Genomic DNA, 22,737 nt, shown 5'->3' on the forward strand with positions numbered 1-22,737 from the left:
TCCGCCCGTTATTTCTACTAAAAATTAGGCGACAGCCGGAAAATACGTTCTTTTTCAATTTTCAGTTTTTTCATGGTATACTCGGAACATATATTCGACCTATTCGACGAAAGGCGAGTGCCGGTATGGGAGACAAGCAAGAGCACGATTGGGACGGTACGCCCGGGCGGGATTGTCATCCCGTGCTTGCGGAATGGTTCCGGGATAAGTTCGGTCAGGCCACCGATATTCAGCGAAGCGTATGGGACCCGATCACGTCGGGCCGGCACGTTCTGCTGGCCGCGCCAACCGGCTCGGGCAAAACGCTGGCAGGTCTGCTTCCATGCCTGAACCGGATCGTCCGAAGGCGGAATGAACCGGAACAACGGGAAGCCGGCGTCCGGCTGCTGTATGTAACCCCGCTGAAGGCGCTGAATAACGATATCCACGATCATCTGCTCGGCTTTATCCGCGAGTTGGAGTTGTACGGCAGACGGCACGAAGAGAAGACGGGAGAGCTCTGGACCCCGATCCGGACCGGTGTCCGGACCGGTGATACGACCCAGAGCACAAGGGCGTCGATGCTCCGCAATCCGCCCGATGTACTGGTCACAACGCCGGAGTCGCTGTATATTCTGCTTGCCTCGGAACGGGCCAGACAAACGCTGAGAACGGTCGAGCAGATCATTGTCGACGAAATTCACGATCTGGCCGAAGACAAGCGCGGGATGCATCTGTCCGTTACGCTGGAGAGGCTGGAGCATTTGTGCGGCCGGCCGGTTCAGCGGATCGGGGTATCGGCAACACTTAATCCGATGGAGCGGGTAGCTCAGTATTTGGGCGGATGGAGCGGGAACGGTCCGGACCTTCCCCCGGACGGAGCTTTACCCGGGAATCGCCCGGTGACGATCGTCCAGAGCACAATGGCCAAGACGTTCGACGTTCAGGTGACGATGACTGAAGTCCAGTCGATGCCGGGCCGCCGGTCGGACATTTGGACCGTGATCGCCGGCCGGCTGATGGAGCTGATGGAAGACAGCCGGTCTGTGCTGATTTTCGTGAACAACCGCAGGCTGTGCGAAAGGGTGACGCTTCATCTGAACGATATGGCGGGCCTGGAGATGGCCAGATCCCATCACGGCAGCGTATCGCGGGAGAAGCGGCTGGAGACGGAGCGGGCGCTGAAGTCGGGCGAGCTGCGCTGCCTGGTCGCAACATCCTCGCTGGAGCTGGGCATCGATGTCGGGCATGTCGATCTGGTCATTCAGATCGACTCGCCGCTGTCGGCCGCTTCCGGCATTCAGCGGATCGGCCGCGCGGGCCATTCCGTAGGCGACGTCAGCCGGGGCGTTATCCTCGCCCGCCATCGCGGCCAGCTTGCGGAATGCGCCGTGCTGGCGAGAGAAATCACGGCCAGGCGAATCGAGGCGATCCGTATCCCCGAAGGGACGATCGACGTGTTCTGCCAGCAGGCAGCGGCGATGGTCGCCGCTCAGGAGTGGCGGCTCGATGAGCTGCTGGCCGTCGTGGCCCGAAGCGACAGCTTCCGGAACGTCTCCCGCGAGCGGATGACGGAGGCGCTGCGGATGCTGGCCGGCTATTATCCGCACTGCCGGCCGTTAATCGAATGGGACCGGGAGAGCGGAACGCTTCGTCCGCTGCGGCAGACGAGCTCGGCGGTGCTGACCGGTGCGGGGACGATCCCGCAAAGCTCGGCTTATCCGGTGTATCATGCCGATTCGCGCGTCCATATCGGCGAGCTGGACGAGGAATACATACACGAGAGCCGGGTCGGGGACGTGTTTCAGCTCGGGACGGCTTCGTACCGGATCGCATCGATCAAGGGAGACCGGATTTATGCGTCGGAAGTGACGGGCAATGCGTTCAGCGAGATACCGTTTTGGCGGGGAGACGGGCTGGGCCGCTCCTTCGAGCTGTCCCGCAAGGTCGGCGCGCTGCTCGGCGAGCTGGACGAGCGGGTGGGCAGGGAAGCGGGCTCCGCGACGGCTTCATGGCTGACGGCGGAATACCGGCTGGACCGGCATGCCGCGGAAGCGCTTGTCCACTTTGTGGACGCACAGCGGTCGGCCTGCGCGTTGCCGAGCGACCGGAAGATCGTCGTGGAGCATTACGAGGATGAACTGAAGCGGCATCATCTGGTCATCCATACCGTATTCGGCCGTCAGACGAACCGCACCTGGATGCTGGCGCTCCAAAGATGGATGGAAACCCGTGTTACGACGAAAATCAGCTCGACCGTGCGGGATAACGGGATCGAGTTTATGTTCCAGGATTGGGACCCCGCCTTTGAGAGAGTATGGATGAGCGTAGGCGAGGATAATCTGGAGGAACTGCTCGGCGAATCGATTCCCTCTTCGCCGCTATTCGGCGTCACGTTCCGGCATATGGCGCAGACGTCGCTGTTGCTCGCCCGCGGCTTCAGCCGGATTCCGCTCTGGCAGCAGCGGCTGCGCAGCGAGCGGCTGCTGGAGGAGTCGCTGCCGTATGCGGCGCGGTTTCCGCTCGTACAGGAGACGATGCGCGTCTGCCTGCAGGAATTGCTGGAGCCGGAAAGAGTGAGGGAACTGTTCCGCGGCATCCGCGACGGCGCGCTGGAGGTGGAAGTGAAGCGGTCCGGCTACCCGTCGCCGTTTGCGGCCCAGTTTATGTGGGATTTCGTGAATGTGCTGATGTACGAATCCGATGCGGTCTCCAAAGATATTCAATACCGGCTGCTGTCAGTGAGCAAGGAGCTGGCCGGTCAATTTTTCGAGCCGTCCGCGTTTCAGTCGCTGATGGATGCGGAAGAGGCCCAGGCGTGGATCGACGACGGGGGTTACGGAAATATCCCTTCGGCAGACCGGCTGCAGCGTCTGCTGAAACGGCAGGGGGATTTGTCGCAAAGCGAGATTCGCAGCAGACTGGGCGACGACAATCCCGCCGAGGAAGCGCTGGCCGAGCTGAAGCGCCGGGGAGCGATCCGCGATGTGAAGATCGGCGGAGAGCAGAGGTGGATCAGCTCGGACGAAGCGGATACGTACCGGTCGTTTACGGAAGATCCCGAGTCGGCTTCCTTCGTGCTCCGCCGTTATGCGGAGCGGCAGATCGCCTTTACGGCGGAGCAGCTTCGGGACCGGTACGCGATCGGGCTCGCGGAAGCCGCAAGCTGGATCGGCCGCTGGGAAGAGGACGGCACGATCGAACGGTCGCCCTTTGCCGGCTCCGAGGACGAGAAGCTGTATACGAGCCGCAGCGCCGCGTCCCGGCTGCTGCGGTTTACGATCGGGCAGATGCGGCAAAGGACCGAGCCGGTCGGGCAGGATCGCTATTGCCGGCTGCTGCTCGACTTGCAGTTCGTCACGCCGGGCAGCCGGCAATCCGGAGGCGCGGGACTTCGCGAAGTGATCGGCAAGCTGCAGGGGGTGTTTTTGCCGGTGTCCCACTGGGAGTCATTTGTCTTCCCTTCGCGCGTGCCCGACTACAAAAAAGAGATGCTTGATTTGTTGTGCGCTTCCGGAGAAACCGTCTGGTTCGGCCGGAAAGAGGAAGGGGACAAGGAAGGGAAGGTGGCTTTTTTCCTGACCGAGTCCAAGGAGCTGTATGCGGCTCTGGCCAGCCGCCCGGGACCGTCCGCCGAGCCGGAGCTGCTGGAGCTGCTCCGCGGCAAGGGGGCGAGCTTCCTCACCGCACTGAGCCGGGATACGGGCCTTGCCCCTTCCCAGCTTATGGAGAAGCTGCTGGGCCTCGTCTGGGAAGGCCGCATCTCGAATGACCAGTTCGCTCCGATCCGGATGCACGGAACAAGCTCGGGCTCGCGCGCTTCGGCCCGCAAAGGGTTCCAGTCCGGACTGGGGCGCTGGTATGCGATCGCGGAGGAGGAGCGGGTCCCTGAGGCGGGGGAGGCGGAGAAAACGGTCGTCGCCTGGATTCATCATCTGCTGCAAAGCTACGGAGTGATTACGCGCGACATCCTGGCCCGGCATCTGCCGGGAGAGACCGACCGTTTGCAGGATACGATCCGCAAGCTGGAAGACTGGGGGATGCTGGCCAAAGGGTTTTGGATCGAAGGGATTCCGTATATGCAAGTGTCGACCACGGATACGATCGACCGGTTAAGGCAAGCCTCCGGCAGCCGTACCGGGGAGACGCTCGTCCTGTCGTCTGTCGATCCGGCGAACCCGTACGGGGCGCTGCTCAAATGGCCGGAGGAACCGGCCGCCGGCTATGCGCGCAAACCCGGCAATTATTTGGTGTTTCAGGGCGGCAGATGGGTGCTGTGGATCGAGAATAACGGGAAACGGTTCGTGACTATGGTTCGGGGAGAAACGGGCGAAGCGGGCGGAGTCGACAGCGGACTTCTGCTGGAGACGGTGCGGGTGATGCTGAAACAATCCGGTCTGCGGAAAATCGTCGTGGACAGCTGGGACGGAACGGCCGCCCCCCAAGCGGAGGCGGCCGAAACGTTCAGGAAGATCGGGGCGGAGACGGACCGGAGCGCCTTCGTCCTCTGGCCGAGCAGCCTTAGAAACGGTTAGGCGCTTCCGCGGAACAGGAGCGGGCTCAATTCGTGGCCGGTATCATGCCGGAAGCCAATATGTAGCTGAATGCGGCGATCCCGATGACTCCCAGTACGAAAAATACGATTCCCGAACGTTTCCTAAGTTGAAACATGCGGAGTATGCCTAGCGAGAGCATGGATAGGATAAACATCAGAAAGACGGCAACTGTGATAAAAAAGGCCGGCGACAAGCCGGAAATGTTGACAACGCTCATGAAGAAACATCCTTTCAAGGTTAAGTGCAAAAATGGGGTCAAGACGACGGCGGACGCGGCTTGCCGGTCGACTTGCGGACGATCATCTCCGAAGGGAACCGGACGACCTGCCGTTCTTCGCCGTCTTTCCGGTTAATCCGGTCCACAAGCAGTTGAATGCCGCGGTAACCGAACTCGTAGGCAGGCTGAACCGCAACGGTAAGAAACGGGTCGAGTCTGGAGGCGAGGCCGACGTCTTCGAAGCAGGCGACGGACATCTGTTCCGGAACGCCGATTCCCTTGTCCCGCAGACAGGCGATGACGCTGACCGCCAGCACGTTGTTGGCGGCGAATATGGCGGTTGGCGGCTCGGACAGCGCCAGGATACGGTCCAGCAGGTCGGAATCGTCAAAATGGTTGAAGCTGCATTCCATCACCAGTTCCGGATCGTAGCGGATGCCATGCTTCAGCAGCGCTTCCCGGTAGCCGGAGCTGCGTTCCCGGGCCGTAGACACCGTGGAGCTGCCGTTGACGAATGCGATGCGCTCGTGGCCGAGCGAGATCAAGTGCTCGGTCAGCCGGAGCGCTCCGTCGCGGTTGTCGCCCAGCACCATATCGGCTTCCACGCCGGGCACTTCGCGGTCGATCAGCACGAAAGGGATCTGGTGCAGCCTCAGCATCGCTAGATGTTCCGCCGACGCATCCGACGAAGGAGCGAACAGCAGACCGTCCACCCGCGTTGAGAGCACCATGTCCACATACTCTCTTTCCTTGGACAAGTTTTCGTCACTGTTGCCGAACAAGAGCTTGTACCCGAGCTTAAGAGCGGCGTCCTCCGCGCCTCGCGCAAGCGTCGTGAAAAACGGGTTCGTGATATCGGTAATCAGGAGCGACAGCATCTTCGTCTCCTGCTTCACCAGACTGCGCGCCGTCGAATTCGGGACGTAGTTCATCTCCTGCATGATTCGTTTGACCTTTTCCCGCGTCTTGGCGCTGATTCTTCCGGAGTTGTTGATGACCCGGGACACCGTCATCGCGGAAACGTTCGCTTGCTTGGCGATATCGTAAATCGTTACCATACGACCGTCCTTCGATTTATAGTCTCTATTATTGTAGTGAATTATAGAAGCTGCGGCAAGGCTTCAATCATCTCTTGAAAGGAAGAAGCGCGATGGAAATCACCATAGAGGAGCTTGTCAGCCGCCAGAAGTCGTATTTTGACAGCGGTATTACGAAGGATATCCGTTTCCGTCTCGATATGCTGCAGAAGCTGAGAGAGGCGATTCGGGGGGCCGAAGACCGCATATTCGAAGCGCTCAAACACGATTTGAACAAACCGAAGGCGGAGGCGTACGGTTCGGAAATCGGCTTCCTGCTTGCGGAGATCACGTTCGTAATGAAGCGCGCGGCGGCCTGGGCCAAGCCGAAAAAAGCCAAGACGCCCTGGCTGCTGCTCGGCAGCAAAAGCAGCATTGTCCCGGAGCCTTACGGAACGGCGCTTATCATATCGCCGTGGAACTACCCGGTTCAACTGACGTTCGCCCCGCTGATCGCGGCGATAGCCGCAGGCAATACGGCGGTGCTGAAGCCGTCGGAGCTTACGCCTGCGGTATCGTCGCTGATCGCCGATATCGTGCGGAATACGTTCGATCCGAGGTATGTCGCGGTCGTTGAAGGGGACGCCGAGGTTACCGGCCGGCTGCTCCGGCAGCCGTTCGACTGTATATTTTTTACCGGCAGCACGCGCGTCGGGTCGATCGTCGCCCAGGAGGCGGCCAAAAGGCTGATCCCCGTAACGCTGGAGCTTGGCGGCAAAAGCCCCTGTATCGTGCATCGCGATGCCGATCTGTTGCTGGCTGCCCGCCGGATCGCTTTCGGCAAATTTACGAACGCCGGCCAGACATGCGTCGCCCCCGATTATGTATGGGTCCACCGGGAGGTGAAGGCGGAGCTGATTGACCGGCTGCACCAGACGGTCGAGCAGTTTTACGGGAAAGATCCGGTCCGTAACGTCAACTATCCGAAAATTGTAAACGAGCGGCATTTCCAGCGCTTAAGCCGTTATTTGCAGCAAGGAACCGTCGCCTTCGGCGGGGAAACCGATACGCTGCTGTATAAGATTGCGCCAACCGTGATGGAAGATGTTCCTCTGGATGCGGAGTCGATGCAGGATGAAATATTCGGCCCGATTCTTCCGGTCTTCGAATACGGGGAGCTGGATGAAGCGATCCGTTTCGTGCTCGGCAAGCCGAAGCCGCTTGCGCTTTATTTGTTTACCGGAGAGGAAGCGGTCCAGAACAACGTGCTCTCGCGAATCTCGTTCGGCGGCGGCTGCATCAACGATACGCTGATGCATTTGTCCAGCCCGTATTTGCCGTTCGGCGGCGTCGGGGAGAGCGGGACGGGGAGCTACCACGGGGAATACGGCTTCCGCGCCTTCTCGCATTATAAGAGCGTGCTGAAGCAGACGACCGCGTTCGATCTGCCGTTCCGTTATCCGTCATCGAAGACCGGCTACCGGATGATGCGCAAATGGATGAAATAATTAAAAATCAGTCTGGAAATGAGAACGTATGTACGCTATAATGGGAGATATTGGTTGCCGGCCCGTTATGGAGGCGGATACATATTGGATACGAAACGACTTGAGCGTTCCGGCTTCGGACCGTCTGCTTCGATGGATCGGTTCGATCAGCTTAGACCGGAACTGATGAGGTATTGTTTGAAAATAACGCGCTGCCGCTGGGACGCCGAAGATTTGCTGCAGGAAGCGACGATCCGGGTGATCCGTTCGCTTGAGGCGAATCCGGGCCGTGCGCTGTCCAAATCGTTTCTGTACCGGATCGCCGCGAATTTGTGGATCGATCAGCTGCGGAAAAAGCGGCTTGTTTCCGAGCCGCTGGACGAGGAGCACGACCGTCTCGCCGTCCCGGAGACCGAGTTCGATACCCGGGAGCTGCTGGAGGTGCTGGCCGATCGGCTGTCGCCCAAATATTTGGTCATTTTGCTGCTGATGGACGTATTTGATTTTACCGCCAAAGAGACGGCATACCTCCTGACCGCAACGGAAGGCTCGGTCCAGATTACGATCAGCCGCGCCCGCGCCAAGCTGAAATCGCTTTCTTGCGACCGCTGCGGGGAGCGGGGACCCGTCGCGAAGAGACGCTGCGGAGAAGTTCCGATTGCGGGAGGGCGCGGCTTCGAATCGCTTGTCGAGGCGTTCCGCAACCGGGACCCGCTGGCGATTTATTCGGCATACGTCGAGCTGTCGGGCAAGGACAGCCGCGTACCCCACGTCAAGACGACGGCAGGGAAGCTGTTTTTGACGTTCGGCCCCTCTGACGGCAGCATGCGGATTGTAAGTTCCTGACGGAGGCGCGGGGGAGAGGAGGAGTCATATGGCGGAAGTGAGGCTGTACAATGCGGATTCGCCGGTTATCGGGACAAAGTGCGACTATGTCGTCGTAATCCCCAGGCACAACGGCAAGTGGCTGTTGTCGCGCCACGCCCGGCGGGATACGTGGGAGTTCGCCGGAGGCCGGATCGAACCGGGAGAGACGCCGGAACAAGCGGCCCGCAGGGAATTGTACGAAGAGACGGGCGTTGTGAGCTGCCGGCTGTTTACGGTAGCCGCGTATTCCGTTACGTTCGCGGGCAAGCCGGAGAGCTTTGGGATGCTCTACTACGCGGAAGCTTCGGCGCCGGGACCGCTGCCGCCCTACGAGATGGCGGAAGTTGCGCTGCTGGAGCGAATTCCGGAGCGGCTCACGTATCCGGCCATCTATCCGCACCTTCTTCGCAAAGTGCGGGATATGCTGGAAGGCGACGGAAGCCCACAGCTTGGCGGCACCGTCTATTAGAGACTATTTATGGACTTGTCCCTTGTTCCCGTTTGGTTGTTAGAATGTCCGTTTTGTAATAGACTAAGAAGTAGGAGCTGCGGGATTGCAGCGATTATGGCCGTTTTACGGGAGGATCGTCATGAACGCCCATCTGTTGCATTTTAAAGATCAATTGACGGACGATTTCCAATTCAAGTTTATCAGACACAAAGGACTCAAATTCCAGCAGTCGCTTCATATGCACGATTACATTCAGATTGCGTATGTCGTCAGAGGCGTAGGCAACCATCACTTTCTCGATAAAACGCTTACCGTCGGAAAAGGCGATCTGTTTATTATTCCGCCTTTGAAAGCGCATAGCATTAATACGATAGACGGTAAAGAATTGGAATTCGTCCTGCTGGACTTTATGCCGGCGTTTCTCGGTGACCATCTGAGACCGTTTTCACGTTCCGTCTTCCATCATGTCACCCAGTTCGAGAAGTCGGGAACTTCTTCGGAATGGCTGCAGCCGTGGCTGCACATCTCCCAGGATAAGCAACTGCTGGTCGAGCAGCTGCTTCAGGATATTCAGGAGGAGATTGAGGAGCGGGAGGAAGGCTACGAGTTTTCCGTTCAGATCAACGTAGTCAAGCTGCTGATCCTGATCGACCGTGAATTCCGTAAAACGGATCGCCAGCGTCATCAAGCCGCCTGCCAGAAGCCGCAATATCAGCAATTCCAGGATGTGATCCGCCATATTCACGAAAATTACGGACAGGACATTCCGCTCGAAAAGGGCGCTTATATCGCCAATATGACGCCGGCCTACTTCAGCCATCTGTTTAAGAAGGCAACCGGGCAGACATTCGTCGAATATCTTCACGAGGTAAGGATCGAGCGGGCCAAAGAGCTAATCCGGCTCGGCGTGCATACGATGACGCAGATCTGCTTCCAAGTCGGCTTCCGGCATCTGAGCCATTTCATCCGTACGTTCAAGAAACGGACCGGCCTGACTCCGACCGAATACAAAAAATCGGTGATGAATAACTAAAAAATGCGTGTTAAAAAAGTCCGGTTTTCAGCAGCGGGAAGATGGGATGAAGCTAGGAGATGAGGAGTGGAGCGCAGTGGAAGCTTTTGTGAGCAGCGGAAGTTCCGGCTGAAATCCATATTTGATGTCGAGTAGGCTTCGTGATCAAAAGCGGACTTTTTGAATATCCTCTAAAAATAAATCAATCGTAATAATAAAATAGTGCAAGAGATGCCAGCCGTTACGCGTTATAGTACGTGTAGCGGTGTTGTTTTTCGATAAGGAATTGTGCTTTGCCGGTTTGAAGGGGCGAATGAGCTTTCCTTACCAATTTTGTCAACTTAAAAGGAGTCGAACTCAAGCCATGAGTATTTTAAAGGTGGGTATTATCGGACAAGGTCGTAGCGGTCGCAACATTCACGGCAACCAGCTGATCCGGATGTCTGACAAGTTTAAGATTACTGCAGTAGCTGACGGAATGGAAGACCGCCGCATCCGCGCGGAGAAGGAATATGGCTGCAAAGCGTATGCTAGCTACGAGGAAATGGTTGCGAACGAAGACTTGGATCTCGTCGTAAACGCTTCCCCAAGCGATTTGCACTATCCGATCTCGCTCGACCTGCTCCAAAAAGGATTCAACGTGCTTTGCGAGAAGCCGCTTGCCAAAACGCCTGAAGAAGTGGACAACCTGATTGCCGCTTCGAAAGCATCCGGCAAAGTGTTGGCTGTATTCCAGCAGTCCCGCTACATGCCGGCATTTCTGAAAATGCGCGAAATTATCGATTCCGGCGTGCTCGGCCGCATCGTACAAGTTGACTTTACGAATAACGGATTTGCCCGCCGCTGGGACTGGCAGACGCTGCAAGAAAATAACGGCGGCAACCTGCTCAACACGGGCCCTCATCCGGTAGACCAGGCGCTGCAGCTGTTCGGAACGGACATCATGCCTCAGATTACTTGCATCATGGACCGGGCGAACACGTTCGGCGACGCCGAGGATTATGTAAAAATCATTATGCGCGGACAAGGTCGTCCGACGATCGATCTGGAGATCTCGTCCTGCTCGACATATCCGAGACCGCAATTTACGATCCAAGGAACGAACGGCGGCTTGACGGGCAATACCCAGAAGCTGCAATGGAAATATTTCAAGTCGGAAGAAGCGCCTCATCAAGAACTGACCCGCGGTCCGCTGTTTAATGCCAATGGCGATCCTGCTTATTGCAGCGAGACGCTGACTTGGTACGAGGATTCGTGGCAGTATGCGGCGGTTGAAGGTCTGTCGATGTTCGACAACAACACGGCGTCGCTGTATTCGATGCTTCACAATTCGCTGACGACCGGTGCAGAGCTCGAAATTACGCCGGAGCAAGTTCGCCAGCAAATGGCTGTTATGGCAGAATGCCGCCGTCAAAACCCGCATGTTTATGCGAACGGCTAATTCGAGATAGAAGGGCCCCAGAACGCTTGATAAAGCGGTTCTGGGGCTTTTTGAAATCTGCCGGAACGTTTATGTTCTTTGCGTGCTAAAGGGAAGCTGAGCCCGAATTTAAGCTGAACCACGCTCTAACGGACATGGTGGAGGCTATTTCGCTAAAAAACAGTTAGTTATGATGTAACGGTCACCACAGCGCTTATTTACTCTGAACCACCTTCAAAAGTGGCATTCCTCATCAAATAGTTGCATCTATGTCCTTTAGAAATTAAATTGATCGAAATTCACCGCAAAAACGGCCGCTGTGTCCGTTAGAGTTTTAGTTCCCTAGGCGCTTGGACTTGTATCCGCCGGGGAAGGTCCGAGCGGCCGGTGTTTGAAAAACAGTAGTCGAGCGCAAGGGGCGAGGGACAAGCCGAACCGGAGCCGGTGCAGAAAGACCGCTGGGCCGCTGAAAACGACCGGGCTTTTTCTGAGCCTAAGGGGTGAGTACGAAAAGTAGGGCGGGTGAGCTCAATCGAGTTTCAAGTGAGTTCAAGCGAGTTTCAAGCGAGACTAACTGGAGGGAAAGAGGCTAGCGAGCAGCCTTTTGATCGTCCAAGACCTGTTCCCGGATAAATGATCCAAGAAGCAGGCTTTTGGCGGAGGGGACGAGCTATGATTGATTAGGCTGAGAAATAGCGGCTTCCGCGTTGAAATTTGATGATTCCGCCGATATTACGAAACAAAGCCTGCTATCTCGCAGGCTTTGTTGTTTCGTGCACAGAGCAACGGGCGCACGATGGTTTATCGCACGCCGGTTGCCTGTTACTCTATGAGGCTTTTTTCAGGTGCTTGCTTCCGGCCTTGCCGCCGCTTTGTTCAGCCGCCGCCTGTCCGTCTCTTCAAAGTACTCGTCTTTTTATGCGTTTGACTTTTCATATGCGGCTGCTGGCCGGCATTAGGTTTATGCGAATTGTTGGCGTTTGCTGCCGCCGCTTTTTTCTCCGCCAGCTTTTGTTTGACTGCATCGGCGAGCGACACTTTTTTGGTCATAGTCCACATCTCCTTTATTAGTAGATATTCCTATTGTATAACGAAATCGTCCGTTTAGCAGAATCGGATGTCCAGATACGGCAAATCATACTCCAGATTGCGGCAAGTAAACTCGATCATCTCCTTGGACCACGGGTGCAGATGGTCCAGATCCAGGCTTCGGAAAGCACCTGAGAGCACAAGCAGCTCCCGCAGCCGGAGAAAATGCGGCAGACGCTGCAGCCATTGTGAGGATAACGTATGCTCCGTGCAATAACCTTCCATGAACGCGTCATAGAAACGTTGAGCGACTAAGTGCCGGCGATCCGTACCGTCGCTAGGAAGCGGCGTCGCGTAAAAAAGCGGATTCGCAATGTCGCATGCAAACCAGCTGTATTCGCATTCGTCGAAATCAAATAATGTCAGCATGCCGCCATCCACATGAAAATTGTTCATATGAATATCGCCGTGAATGAGGCCGAAACTATTGGGACATCGCGGCAGTCCGCTCAGCAAAGACACAAACCGTTCCACGGGCGGCAAAATAGACGCATAGGATTCCGGTACATATTCGTGCAGTTGGGTTACATACTGGTTGTTCTGCCAAGAGCCGCGTACCGGAGCAGGTTTCGGAACCGCATAGGATCGGGACAGGGCATGGATTTTGCCGGTCAGCCGGCCCAGTTCCCGGATCAGCTCGTCGTCTTCCGTATACGAACGGTGATCCGGCTTGCTGCCCGGCGCACGAGCAAACGCTGACGCGATGAAGTAGCAATCTCCCGAGCCGATAGTGACGATTAGCTCGCCGTCCGGAGTACGGACCGGTACAGCCGCATTAACGCCGTGTTCGGTTAAATAGCGAAGCCAGTCCAGCTCGGCCTGAACTTGTCCGGCGCTCCGGTGGGAGCTGTGTATGACTCGCAGGATATAAGGCTTGCCGCCGCGGCTGGAGGCGTACACAAAGTTTTGGAACCCGTGCAGGTTGGTCAAGTCGTTCGGATCAAATCCGAACCGGACGGCACACTGATGGAGCAAGGTATCGTTAAATAACATGCGAATTTGTTGATGCAAGCGAACGTTTCCTCCTTCTATTCGGATTACGAACAGATCGGGGAACCGCTTTTCTCTTCCGGCATCAGCAGCAAAAGCAAGCAACGCTTGAATCGTTGCACGGCAGCACCTCCTTTACATAATTCGAAGCTGTATACATGGGGTCAAGGGGAGTCGGACCCCTGTCCGAGATATCGCGCGGGTACAGGGAGAAGTGGCTGTCACCCTACAGTCAGTCGCCCCGTCACCGGCTGCTCTTCCGACCAGCCGGATTGTCATCGTACGGACAGACTACACTACTCCGCCTCCCGCAACGCCGCCAAATACTTGCGAACTTCTTTCGGGGTTCTGAAGATGACCACCTGGTGACTGGCGCGAACTTCGTCCAGCTTGGTAAGCAGCTTCGGTCTGTTCCGCTTGCGGAAATTCCAGACCCAGCGCAGGAAAGCGAGGTCGAGTTTCTCTTCGCATCCTTCTCCCATATCGGCTCGGGATCGCCCGTGGTACTGCACTCTTCGCTTGATGACGCGGTACAAGCACAAATAACGGGGGAAGTCGAACAGGAAAACCGTATCCGCCCGGTCCAGCCGCGTATCCAGTGTCCGCGAGTAGTTGCCGTCCATGATCCAGCTGTCCGTCTGCATCATCCGCTGCAGTTCCCGGTCAAACGATTCCGCTTCTGTGGCGATCCAGCCCGGCTTCCAGTAATATGCATCCAGATGGACGACCGGCAAGCCTGTACGTTCACCGACCTGCCTGGAGAAGGTTGACTTGCCCGACCCGGCGCATCCGATTACGATGACTCGTTTCAATGTCCAGCTCCTTTCCTGGTCTGCCCGCGTGAAAAATGTTCGTTGTGCGTCAGTTGGTATCTCCCAAGTAACATGGACCATTCTTCCCGGCTTGCAGCAGCTTCGATATCGTATCCGGATACAGCCTGATTTCATCCAGCTTTGCAATCTCGACCCATTCGGCGCCCACTTGAGCGGAATCGGGGTTGGAACCGGAGAAGCCGCCGGTTTCTACGCCAATCAGCTCGCAGCTGAAGTAAAACTCGACCTGATGCACATCGGCGTCCCATTCGGCGAATTGATGGTTTTGTCCGATGTATTCCCTCACATGAAGCAGCTCGCCTACTTGCACCCGCCGGCCGATCTCCTCCAGACATTCGCGGACGACGGCGTCTTTCAGCTCCTCCTTCGGCTCCTGACCGCCGCCGGGAAACAAATAAAAATACCCTTTGTCATCTTTGTTTTTGGTTAGCAAAATATGTCCGTCACGGATCAGGACCGCCTTTGCGGAATTGCGAATCGGTTTCATTGGAGATCCTCCGTTTTCTGGTTCGTTGGCTGAAATGAGAAGACGAATCGGTCCGGCCTATTCGTGCCGGGTAGCGGATAAGTCCGGCTATTAAGAAGACGAATCGCCTTGACGGTCGGTTGACTTGAATGGTTCTGCGGGCTCCAGACTGAGCAGATCGGAGTAGCTGCTGCCCCGGTGTTTTAGAAACTGGTCCAGAAAGGAGCCGGCGAGCCGTTTTATCGTCACGTGCTTCGCCTCAACATCTTCATTTTGATAATGGAGGGGCACATCGCTAAAGGTCATATGGTCGGCTCCGATGATTTTGACCATCGAAAGAAACCCGGAATACGAGTCGGTAAGCTGTCTGACGCCCTCGATGAGAGGGAGAGCCACCTCATCCGACATCTGGCCTTTGAGTGAATCGGCAGTCGTATTTTGCTCCCTCAAGATGAGCAGGGGAACGTTGGCCCGTCCGTGATACTCCTCCCGGATCAGGTGAAAGCTGGGATCAAGCAGGATGCCTGTGCGCAAGCGGGAATCCCGGCTCAACGCTACGTACGCTCCGGCTCCGCCTAGCGAATGGCCGGCCACGGCGACGGACGTTAAGTCGAACCGCATGCTTATAGGAGCCGTCCCATTCGAGTGATTCCAATCCTCAAGCCGGTCCAGCACGAAAAGCAGATCGCGTACCCGCTGCTCCAGAAGCGCTTCCCACAACTCCTTATCGTTATTGCGTATCTGGGAAACGAGCTCCGATTGCCGCACCAAGCGGCCGTCGGGCAAAACCGAGAAAATCGATTCGTAAGGGGAGCCAAGCGTCACGACAACATAACCGCGGTTCACAAGCTCCTTTGCGAAATATGTATACATATCTTTGACGACACCGAATGCCGGGCTGAATAAAACGACCGGAAAAGGGCTGCCGGCTTCCGACACTTCGGCGTTTTCGCATATTCCGGTCTCCATCCGTTTCATATAGTCCGGGTCGACCCCCATTAAAGCGAGCAGCTCCAAAGCTTTTTCGGAAGAGGGGGCGAACAGATCGGCGTAGCTGGAAGGACGAACGGAATCGCCAGGCCAACCGTCGGAGTGCGCCGGGTAAAAAAGGGTGACCGGGATCGTTCTAACCTTCGCGGACTTACCGGGTGCTCCGGCGTCCCACCTCGATTCGTCCCGGAATAGGTGGATACATCGTCCGATGATCATGTTGCCTCCTCCGATGCCTGTACTAATGTTATGATCAAGAATAGCATACATAAGACAAAGGGGAAACGGAAAAGTCGGCTATAGCCGGACTATCGGATCAAGGTACGACGGCCGGAACGTGCAGGCGTAATCGTCGCCGCCTCGCGGCAGGGGGACGAACAATGGTATAATGTTGTTAGATGTGCACACAACCCATCACACGGCGGAAATCGTCGTTTGTACAAAGGAGTGATCAGCAATGAGCGCCGATGTAAACTCTTATCAGCTGGCAACTTTCGCCGGAGGCTGTTTCTGGTGTATGGTGAAGCCGTTCGACAAACAGCCGGGCATCATCCAGGTCGTATCCGGTTATACGGGCGGCCATGTAGAGAATCCGACCTATGAGCAAGTATGCTCGGACCGAACCGGCCATGTCGAAGCGGTGCAGATCACGTTTGATCCCGAGGTGTTTTCGTATGAGCAACTGCTTGACCTGTTCTGGCGGCAAATCGATCCGACGGACGCCGGCGGGCAGTTTGCCGACCGCGGCCATTCGTATTCGACGGCCATTTTCGTCCATAACGACGAGCAGAAAAGGTTGGCCGAACAGTCGAAGCGCAGTCTGGAAGAGAGCGGACGGTTCGACAAACCGATCGTTACGCCGATTTTGCCGGCCGCGCCTTTTTACTCGGCTGAAGCTTACCATCAGGGCTACTACAAGACGAATCCGCTCCGCTATCAGGCTTATTATACCGGTTCGGGCCGCGCGAAGTTTCTGAAGGAGCGCTGGAAGGATGGCAATCGCGACAGCGAGCTGCAGACACGTCTGACCCCGATGCAATACGAGGTTACCCAAAACAGCGGAACCGAGCCGCCGTTCCGCAACGAATTTTGGGATCACAAGGAAGAAGGCATCTATGTCGACATCGTATCGGGAGAACCGCTATTCAGCTCGCTCGACAAGTTCGATTCGGGCTGCGGCTGGCCATCGTTCACGAAGCCGATTCTCGATGAGCAGGTAACCGACCATGTCGATATCAGCCATAATATGATCCGGACCGAGGTCCGCAGCAAAGAGGCCGATTCGCATCTGGGCCATGTGTTCCATGATGGGCCGAAGCCGACCGGCCTGCGGTACTGCATCAACTCCGCAGCGCTGCGCTTCATTCCGAAGCACAAAATGGAGGAAGAAGGCTACGGCCGGTTTCTTTCCTTATTCGGACAGGCGTAAAACTCACAAATACAGATACAGATATGGATGAAGTCGGGCCTTCGAGGTCCGGCTTTTTTCTTTCGGCAGGAGCCATAAGAGCAATTTGCACTCCTTATTTGTTCGGAAACGAGGCTTGTTGCGAAAATAAGAGCGGTTAGCAGCTGCTAAATCGCCCATATCAGAGGATTTCCTCCGAATCTGCAGAAAAAAGAGGCGCAAACCGCTCTTATCCTTGAACTGCCAGAAGGCAAAGCGCGAAATAGAAGCCGCAAATCGCTCCTATCGCATGACAGCAGGTACAAACCGCCGGATAAGAGACGCTGGTACCTGGCGTCTTAACACCATCAAGAAGCCGAAAGATCAGTCCCGCTCACAAATCAGGAATTTGCCAATCGATCTCGTCCATCCCGCGTTCGCGCAAAAACTGGTTTGCTTTCGAAAACGGCTTGCTGCCGAAAAAGCCACGGTAGGCCGATAACGGACTCGGATGCGGAGAACGGATAATAAAATGGCGCGACGTATCGATATGCTGCATTTTCTGCTGGGCGGGACTGCCCCACAAGATGAAGACAACAGGCTTCTCGCGTTCATTAAGCAAAGCGATGATCCGGTCGGTAAAAGCTTCCCAGCCTTTGCCCCGGTGCGAATTCGCGTTGTGGGCCCGGACGGTGAGCACCGTGTTGAGCAGCAGCACCCCTTGCTCCGCCCATTTGACCAGATGGCCGTTGTTCGGGAACTTGCAGCCGAGATCGTCCTGCAATTCCTTATAAATGTTTTGAAGCGACGGAGGGGCGGGTACGCCGGGTTTGACCGAAAAGCTCAAGCCATGGGCTTGCCCGGGACCGTGATACGGGTCCTGACCGAGGATGACGATCTTCGTATCCTCATAACCGGTCAGATGCAGCGCAGAGAAAATATCGTACATATCCGGGTAAACGGTGCCACTGCGGTACTCCTCGGCGAGAAAGTGCCGAAGCTCGGAATAATAGGGCAGGGCGAATTCCGCTTCGAGCAGCGGAGCCCAGTCGTTCTGTAGTTGGACAGCCATAATCTCTCTCCTGATCGTAGGTTGGTTTCTATTAGTTTATCATAGATTGGCCGCCGGTTTCATGTGATCTAAGAAGAACTTTCCATCTTCCAGTATACAAAATCAAAGCGCATACGCCGCGAAAACGGCCCGAACGAGCCAGCATGAAATGCGGACCGGATCATATATATGGGATGTAACGCTTGTCAAGATCGGAGTGGATACGATGAGCCTCAACAGTCCGTATGTGGAGCGGTCCACGTTCCGGGTGACCGGGATGACCTGTGCCGCCTGTGCCGCGCGGATCGAGAAAGCTTTGGGCAGGATGGAAGGCGTCGACGGGGTGACCGTCAATCTGGCGATGGAACGGATGGCCGTGGCGTTCGACAAGGAGAAGATCGGCGTCCCGCAAATCGGGGAGAAGGTGCGGCAGCTCGGGTACGGGATGCAGGAGCTGGCGGGCGAAGGAAGCGAGGGAGGGGAGCTAAGCGGGGACGAGGAACGGAGGCGGCTGCGCAACCGTTTTTTGTGGTCGGCGTTGCTCACGCTGCCACTGTTGTGGACGATGTTTACGCATTGGGCGTTCACTTCTTCCGTTTGGGTGCCGGAGCTTTTTATGGACCCGTGGTTCCAGTTTGCGATGGCGGCTCCGGTGCAGTTCTGGTTCGGCAGACAGTTTTATTTCGGCGCATACCGCGCGCTTCGCGGACGGTCGGCGAACATGGACGTGCTGGTCGTGCTCGGCACCTCCGCCGCTTTTTTTTACAGCCATTATTTGACGACGACCGGAGCCGCCGCTCACGGGCATCATGACGGACATACGATGCTGTATTACGAAACGAGCGCCATGATCATAACGATCGTTCATCTCGGCAAATGGCTGGAGGCGCTCGCCAAGAAACGGACGTTATCGGCGATCCGCAGGCTGCATGAGCTGCAGGCGAAAACCGTCACGCTGTGGACCGGGGGCGGAACCCGCGAGGTGCCGCTGGAGCAGGTGAGCGCGGGCGACATCGTTCTGATCCGTCCCGGGGAACGGGTGCCAGTGGACGGGAGAGTCGTCGCAGGGAGCTCGGCCGTGGACGAATCCACGGTGACGGGCGAAACCGATCCGGCCGACAAACGCGAAGGCGACCGCGTGCTGGCGGGTTCGATCAACAAGACAGGGGCGCTGCGGGTCCATACGAAGGCGGCTGGAAGCCAATCGACCGTCGCTAAAATGATCAAGCTGCTCGAAGAAGCGCAAAGCTCCAAGCCGTCGATTCAACGGGTAGCGGACCGGATTGCCTCGGTTTTCGTGCCGGTTATTGTCGGGCTGGCCGCGGTCACCTTTGCCTACTGGTATTTCGCCGCCCCCGGAGATCCCGCCGCTCCGCTTATTCGCGCCATCTCCGTGCTGGTCATCGCTTGCCCGTGCGCCATCGGTCTAGCGACGCCGACATCGATTCTGGCCGGTACGGGAAGGGCGGCAGCCCGCGGCGTTTGGTTTAAGGAAGGCCGGCATCTGGAGCAGATGCACTTGATCGATACGGTCGTGCTCGACAAAACCGGCACGATCACCGAAGGCAAGCCGAAGCTGATGGAGACGGCGGCAGCCCCCGGGATTCGTCCGGAGGAGCTGCTGCGTATAACGGCGGCGGCCGAATGGAATTCCGAACACCCGCTCGCGCAGGCGATCGTCTCCGAGGCGGTCCGGCAAGGCTTGACGGTGCCTCAGCCGTCCCGGTTCGAGGCGATTCCCGGTTACGGCATACTCGCGCTCGTAGGCGACAGCGAGGTCGTCGTCGGAACCCGGCAGCTTTTGCAGCAGCACGGAGTGCCGATGCAGGAAGACCCGAAGCGGATCGGCAAGCTGGAAGCGAAAAGAATGACCGTGCTGTTTGTCGCCGCAGCCGGCCGGTACATCGGTTTTCTTGCCCTGCAGGACGCGATTCCGGTTTCGTCGAAGGAAGCGGTGAAGCGTCTTGGCCGGCTCGGCCTGGACGTGATGATGATGACGGGAGACAACGAGCGGACGGCGAAAGCGATAGCGGGGGAGATCGGCATACGCGAAGTGTACGCGAATGTGCTGCCCGAAGAGAAGGTGGCGATCGTGCGCAGACTGCAGCAGAAGGGGCGCCGGGTGGCGATGGTCGGAGACGGGATGAACGATGCCGCCGCGCTTGCCGCCGCCGACATCGGCATCGCCGTCGGCTCGGGCACCGACATCGCGATCGAAGCGGCGGACGTGACCCTGCTGCGTCGCGATCTGACAGGGGTTGCGACGGCGGTCCGGATCGGAAGCAAAACGATCGCCAACATCCGCCAAAATCTGCTGTTCGCGCTCGTCTATAACATGCTCTCCATTCCCTTTGCGGCGGCGGGCATCCTCGAGCCTTGGATGGCGGGAACGGCGATGACGCTCAGTTCGATATCCGTCGTATGCAACTCGCTCCGGCTTCACCGGGCGTCGGTGTAACGATTTGGCTGTCATACAGGGTAAGGAGGTCCCGGATTACCGCAATCAGGGCTCCTTACTTGTATTTCGGCATAGATGAAGGATTCCCTCGTAAAAAACAGTTGTAGAACGAAATCGCGTATGATATGATTTGATTGAAATTTACACGAGTAAATTTATGACGGAGTTGTTGATCTTACCTAATTTTCAGGCTCTCTTCCCCCCTCAAGAAACAACGCCCGAGTCTGAAAGTCGGAAATTTCCGTTGATGGAAGCGCAGAAATGGAAACGCTGTCATGATTACAAAGGAGGTATATGTCATGTCAACCAACGGGCAACAGGACTCCACTCCAACATCCGCTGCAAAGATGAGCAGAAGAAAACTGATCGCTTCAATTGGCCTTACCGGAATGGCCCTTGCCGCAGGAGGGAACGTCACACAAGCTCTGGGCGATCCGCCGCAAGGATTGCCCGGCGGCACGAATAACGGCGTTTCCGGCAAAGGGGGAACGATGCGCAAACGAAACGGGAATCGCTTCTTGACCGCCATAGTAACGGCAGATACGATCGATGACTTGCGTGATTTAGCGGGCGTTAGCGACGGTGATACGGTAATGATCACGTCGGGCGGACGCGCCGGATTGTTCCGCTGGGATTCGGGCGATCGGTCGGCTGATTGCGCGAACGACCCGCTGATGGGAATGTATGTGCCGCTGAATGGGAACAACGGGAGCGGCGGCGCATTTATCCGCATACTCGACTCGGAAATAACGCCGCAAATGTTCGGGGCGAGCGGAGACGGTACCGGCGACGATTCTGGAGCCATCAACGCTTTTTTTGCCGCGATCAACACCTTCGGCCTGCGAAGCGGCAAATGCGTCGGACATTTTAGAGTCGGTGCGCCGCTTGCCGCACAGCTCGGGGCTTACAAAGGACTTACGATGGACGCAACGTTCACGTCTTCCTTCGCGGATGAAGGCTATATGCTGAGCATCACAAACAGTTATCGTCTAAATATGGTCGGCAAGCTGGCGCTCATCGGAAACGGTTCAACAATCGCTACAAGGACCAACGGAAAGGGGCTGCTGCTTGACGGCGTATTTCAAGGTTCGATTACGAAGATCGATGTCCGCCAATTTCAGCATAACGGCATCGAGATCCGAAACAATACCGGATTTTCGTCCTTTCTGAGAATCGGTGAGGTGCTGACGTATTTATGCGGCTCGGCAAAAGTGACCGGATCGAACGGGATTTCCGCAAACTGGAGCAACCGGATAGACGCTGGAGGGTCCAGTTTGCCGAATCAGCGGTCCACGATAACCGTCGATACACTCCCTCCTATACTGGATATCACCGATTATGTCTCTATCAACGGTAACCCCTATGCGGTAACGAATGTGGACCGTTCGGCGATGACGTTATCCGTTTATCCGTGGATCGATATCGGACTGAACGCGGGAACGCTAGATTACTTCGTCGGATCGGGAATATTTATCAGGGGCGGGGACAGTTCGGGCGTAAGCTTCGGTACTTTGAATACAACGGCATGCGGAATTGGCGCGAACATATGGGCCTTGTATCCCGGCGAGGTCCAGTATTTCTCCAACGAGAGCTGTGGAATCGGCTATATCCTTGGACGAGCACCAGATTTTGCAACGGTGGGGGGAGGAATAGGCACCCAGTACTGCGAAAACTGTGCGGTGAATTTCCTGAAGGCGTCTGTTTACGGACAAGGGTCGTTCCGTATTGATTCGACGGTGGATCAAGCGCAAGGCTCGAAGCATCGTGCCTTGTCCCCGCGGGACTCCATGGGCGCTTTCAGTGAGCGATACCTGCTGATGAGCGGGCTCCGGATGGGGGCGGCCTACGGCTATGAGACCGAGGCGATGCAAAGCGCCAGCGCTCCGGCCGGATTTTCCACCCTCCTCTTGCGGCTTGGCGGTGGCGGTTATCCGGTCCACTCGATCCGGAAAGATTCCGCCACGATCCGCCTGCAGGATGTGTCAGGTTTGCGCACCGGGTTTGGTCATAACCAGATGTTCCTTTATGCGAGCGGGACGTCCGCGACCGGAGCGCCTGCCGGTACACTCACTTTCCAGCCGCAGGACAGCGGGTACACAGTGAACGGAAGCGGCGCCGCGGCGTTTTCCAATCTGGCGGGACCGACGATGTTCCATTGTTACTTGTCCGGAACGGCCTGGGTCGTCCAGCAGGCAGGAGGGCTCGTATTCAAGGCGGTCCAAGCCGTAACGAGCGTCAGCGTCGCCGCAGGGGATTCGCATACGGTCGATGTGTCCGTATCCGGCGCGGCTATGGGTGATTTTACGCAGAGCTCCTATTCGGTCCATATCGAAACACTGCTTATGTCGTCAGCGGTCTCGGCACCGGGAACAGTCAGATTGAGCTTTTACAATCCGTCCTCGTCCGCGGTCACCCTTCCCGCGGGTACAGCTCATATCCGAATATCCCGTTAAGCGGCGTTTTGCTTA

The 22,737-nt window shown here is 56.8% G+C and carries 17 protein-coding genes; 9 read left to right on the forward strand and 8 right to left on the reverse strand.

Annotated features, from left to right (window positions below; translation table 11 throughout):
• Positions 1-125 precede the first annotated feature (125 nt).
• Complete coding sequence (locus PV433_RS29465; RefSeq protein ID WP_332075569.1) at positions 126-4,514, forward strand: DEAD/DEAH box helicase; 4,389 nt, start codon at positions 126-128, stop codon at positions 4,512-4,514.
• Between the two features lie 25 nt (positions 4,515-4,539).
• Here PV433_RS29465 and PV433_RS29470 read toward each other — a convergent pair whose 3' ends face one another.
• Positions 4,540-4,752 carry a hypothetical protein gene (locus PV433_RS29470; protein ID WP_332075570.1) on the reverse strand — a complete coding sequence of 71 codons (213 nt, stop codon included), beginning with the start codon at positions 4,750-4,752 and terminating at the stop codon, positions 4,540-4,542.
• A 38-nt stretch (positions 4,753-4,790) separates the two neighbouring features.
• Positions 4,791-5,810 carry a LacI family DNA-binding transcriptional regulator gene (locus tag PV433_RS29475; protein ID WP_332075571.1) on the reverse strand — a complete coding sequence of 340 codons (1,020 nt, stop codon included), beginning with the start codon at positions 5,808-5,810 and terminating at the stop codon, positions 4,791-4,793.
• A gap of 92 nt (positions 5,811-5,902) precedes the next feature.
• On the opposite strand from PV433_RS29475, the gene PV433_RS29480 reads away from it, so the two are divergent.
• The 5 genes from PV433_RS29480 to PV433_RS29500 all read left to right on the forward strand — a co-directional run bounded on the left by PV433_RS29480 (position 5,903) and on the right by PV433_RS29500 (position 11,026).
• Positions 5,903-7,276 carry an aldehyde dehydrogenase gene (locus tag PV433_RS29480; RefSeq protein WP_332075572.1) on the forward strand — a complete coding sequence of 458 codons (1,374 nt, stop codon included), beginning with the start codon at positions 5,903-5,905 and terminating at the stop codon, positions 7,274-7,276.
• 84 nt (positions 7,277-7,360) lie between these two features.
• Entirely contained in the window at positions 7,361-8,101 is a 741-nt protein-coding gene (locus PV433_RS29485; RefSeq protein ID WP_332075573.1) for an RNA polymerase sigma factor, read from the forward strand.
• 28 nt (positions 8,102-8,129) lie between these two features.
• On the forward strand, positions 8,130-8,591 hold the full coding sequence (locus PV433_RS29490; RefSeq protein WP_332075574.1) for an NUDIX hydrolase: 462 nt from the start codon (positions 8,130-8,132) through the stop codon (positions 8,589-8,591).
• A gap of 85 nt (positions 8,592-8,676) precedes the next feature.
• Positions 8,677-9,606, forward strand: a complete 930-nt coding sequence (locus PV433_RS29495; RefSeq protein WP_332075575.1) for an AraC family transcriptional regulator — start codon at positions 8,677-8,679, stop codon at positions 9,604-9,606.
• A 343-nt stretch (positions 9,607-9,949) separates the two neighbouring features.
• The gene (locus PV433_RS29500) at positions 9,950-11,026 is read left to right on the forward strand and encodes a Gfo/Idh/MocA family protein (RefSeq protein WP_190930019.1); all 1,077 of its coding nucleotides are present in this window, start codon (positions 9,950-9,952) and stop codon (positions 11,024-11,026) included.
• 855 nt (positions 11,027-11,881) lie between these two features.
• On the opposite strand, the gene PV433_RS29505 is transcribed toward PV433_RS29500, so the two are convergent.
• The 5 genes from PV433_RS29505 to PV433_RS29525 all read right to left on the reverse strand — a co-directional run bounded on the left by PV433_RS29505 (position 11,882) and on the right by PV433_RS29525 (position 15,592).
• A complete protein-coding gene (locus tag PV433_RS29505) occupies positions 11,882-12,055 on the reverse strand; it encodes a hypothetical protein (RefSeq protein ID WP_332075576.1) in 174 nt (57 codons plus the stop codon).
• Positions 12,056-12,109: 54 nt separating this feature from the next.
• Positions 12,110-13,105, reverse strand: coding sequence for a phosphotransferase enzyme family protein (locus tag PV433_RS29510; protein WP_332075577.1), 996 nt, complete (start codon positions 13,103-13,105; stop codon positions 12,110-12,112).
• A 275-nt stretch (positions 13,106-13,380) separates the two neighbouring features.
• Complete coding sequence (locus PV433_RS29515; protein WP_332075578.1) at positions 13,381-13,896, reverse strand: DNA topology modulation protein; 516 nt, start codon at positions 13,894-13,896, stop codon at positions 13,381-13,383.
• A gap of 49 nt (positions 13,897-13,945) precedes the next feature.
• On the reverse strand, positions 13,946-14,404 hold the full coding sequence (locus tag PV433_RS29520; protein WP_332075579.1) for an NUDIX domain-containing protein: 459 nt from the start codon (positions 14,402-14,404) through the stop codon (positions 13,946-13,948).
• A gap of 90 nt (positions 14,405-14,494) precedes the next feature.
• Positions 14,495-15,592: an alpha/beta hydrolase family protein gene (locus PV433_RS29525; RefSeq protein ID WP_332075580.1), complete on the reverse strand. Its 1,098-nt coding sequence runs from the start codon at positions 15,590-15,592 to the stop codon at positions 14,495-14,497.
• A 238-nt stretch (positions 15,593-15,830) separates the two neighbouring features.
• Here PV433_RS29525 and msrB point away from each other — a divergent pair, with 238 nt between their 5' ends.
• Positions 15,831-16,802, forward strand: a complete 972-nt coding sequence (msrB, locus tag PV433_RS29530; RefSeq protein WP_332075581.1) for a peptide-methionine (R)-S-oxide reductase MsrB — start codon at positions 15,831-15,833, stop codon at positions 16,800-16,802.
• 352 nt (positions 16,803-17,154) lie between these two features.
• Here the strand turns inward: msrB and PV433_RS29535 are convergent, their stop codons facing one another.
• A complete protein-coding gene (locus PV433_RS29535; protein WP_332075582.1) occupies positions 17,155-17,832 on the reverse strand; it encodes a uracil-DNA glycosylase in 678 nt (225 codons plus the stop codon).
• A 148-nt stretch (positions 17,833-17,980) separates the two neighbouring features.
• Between PV433_RS29535 and PV433_RS29540 the strand changes: the two genes are divergently transcribed.
• Together PV433_RS29540 and PV433_RS29545 are read left to right on the forward strand one after the other, a co-directional pair.
• Entirely contained in the window at positions 17,981-20,269 is a 2,289-nt protein-coding gene (locus tag PV433_RS29540; protein WP_332075583.1) for a heavy metal translocating P-type ATPase, read from the forward strand.
• Between the two features lie 299 nt (positions 20,270-20,568).
• A complete protein-coding gene (locus tag PV433_RS29545; protein ID WP_332075584.1) occupies positions 20,569-22,722 on the forward strand; it encodes a hypothetical protein in 2,154 nt (717 codons plus the stop codon).
• Positions 22,723-22,737: the final 15 nt, after the last annotated feature.

The sequence above is a fragment of the Paenibacillus sp. GYB004 genome, from assembly GCF_036577605.1.
Classification (GTDB): domain Bacteria; phylum Bacillota; class Bacilli; order Paenibacillales; family NBRC-103111; genus Paenibacillus_AB; species Paenibacillus_AB oceani.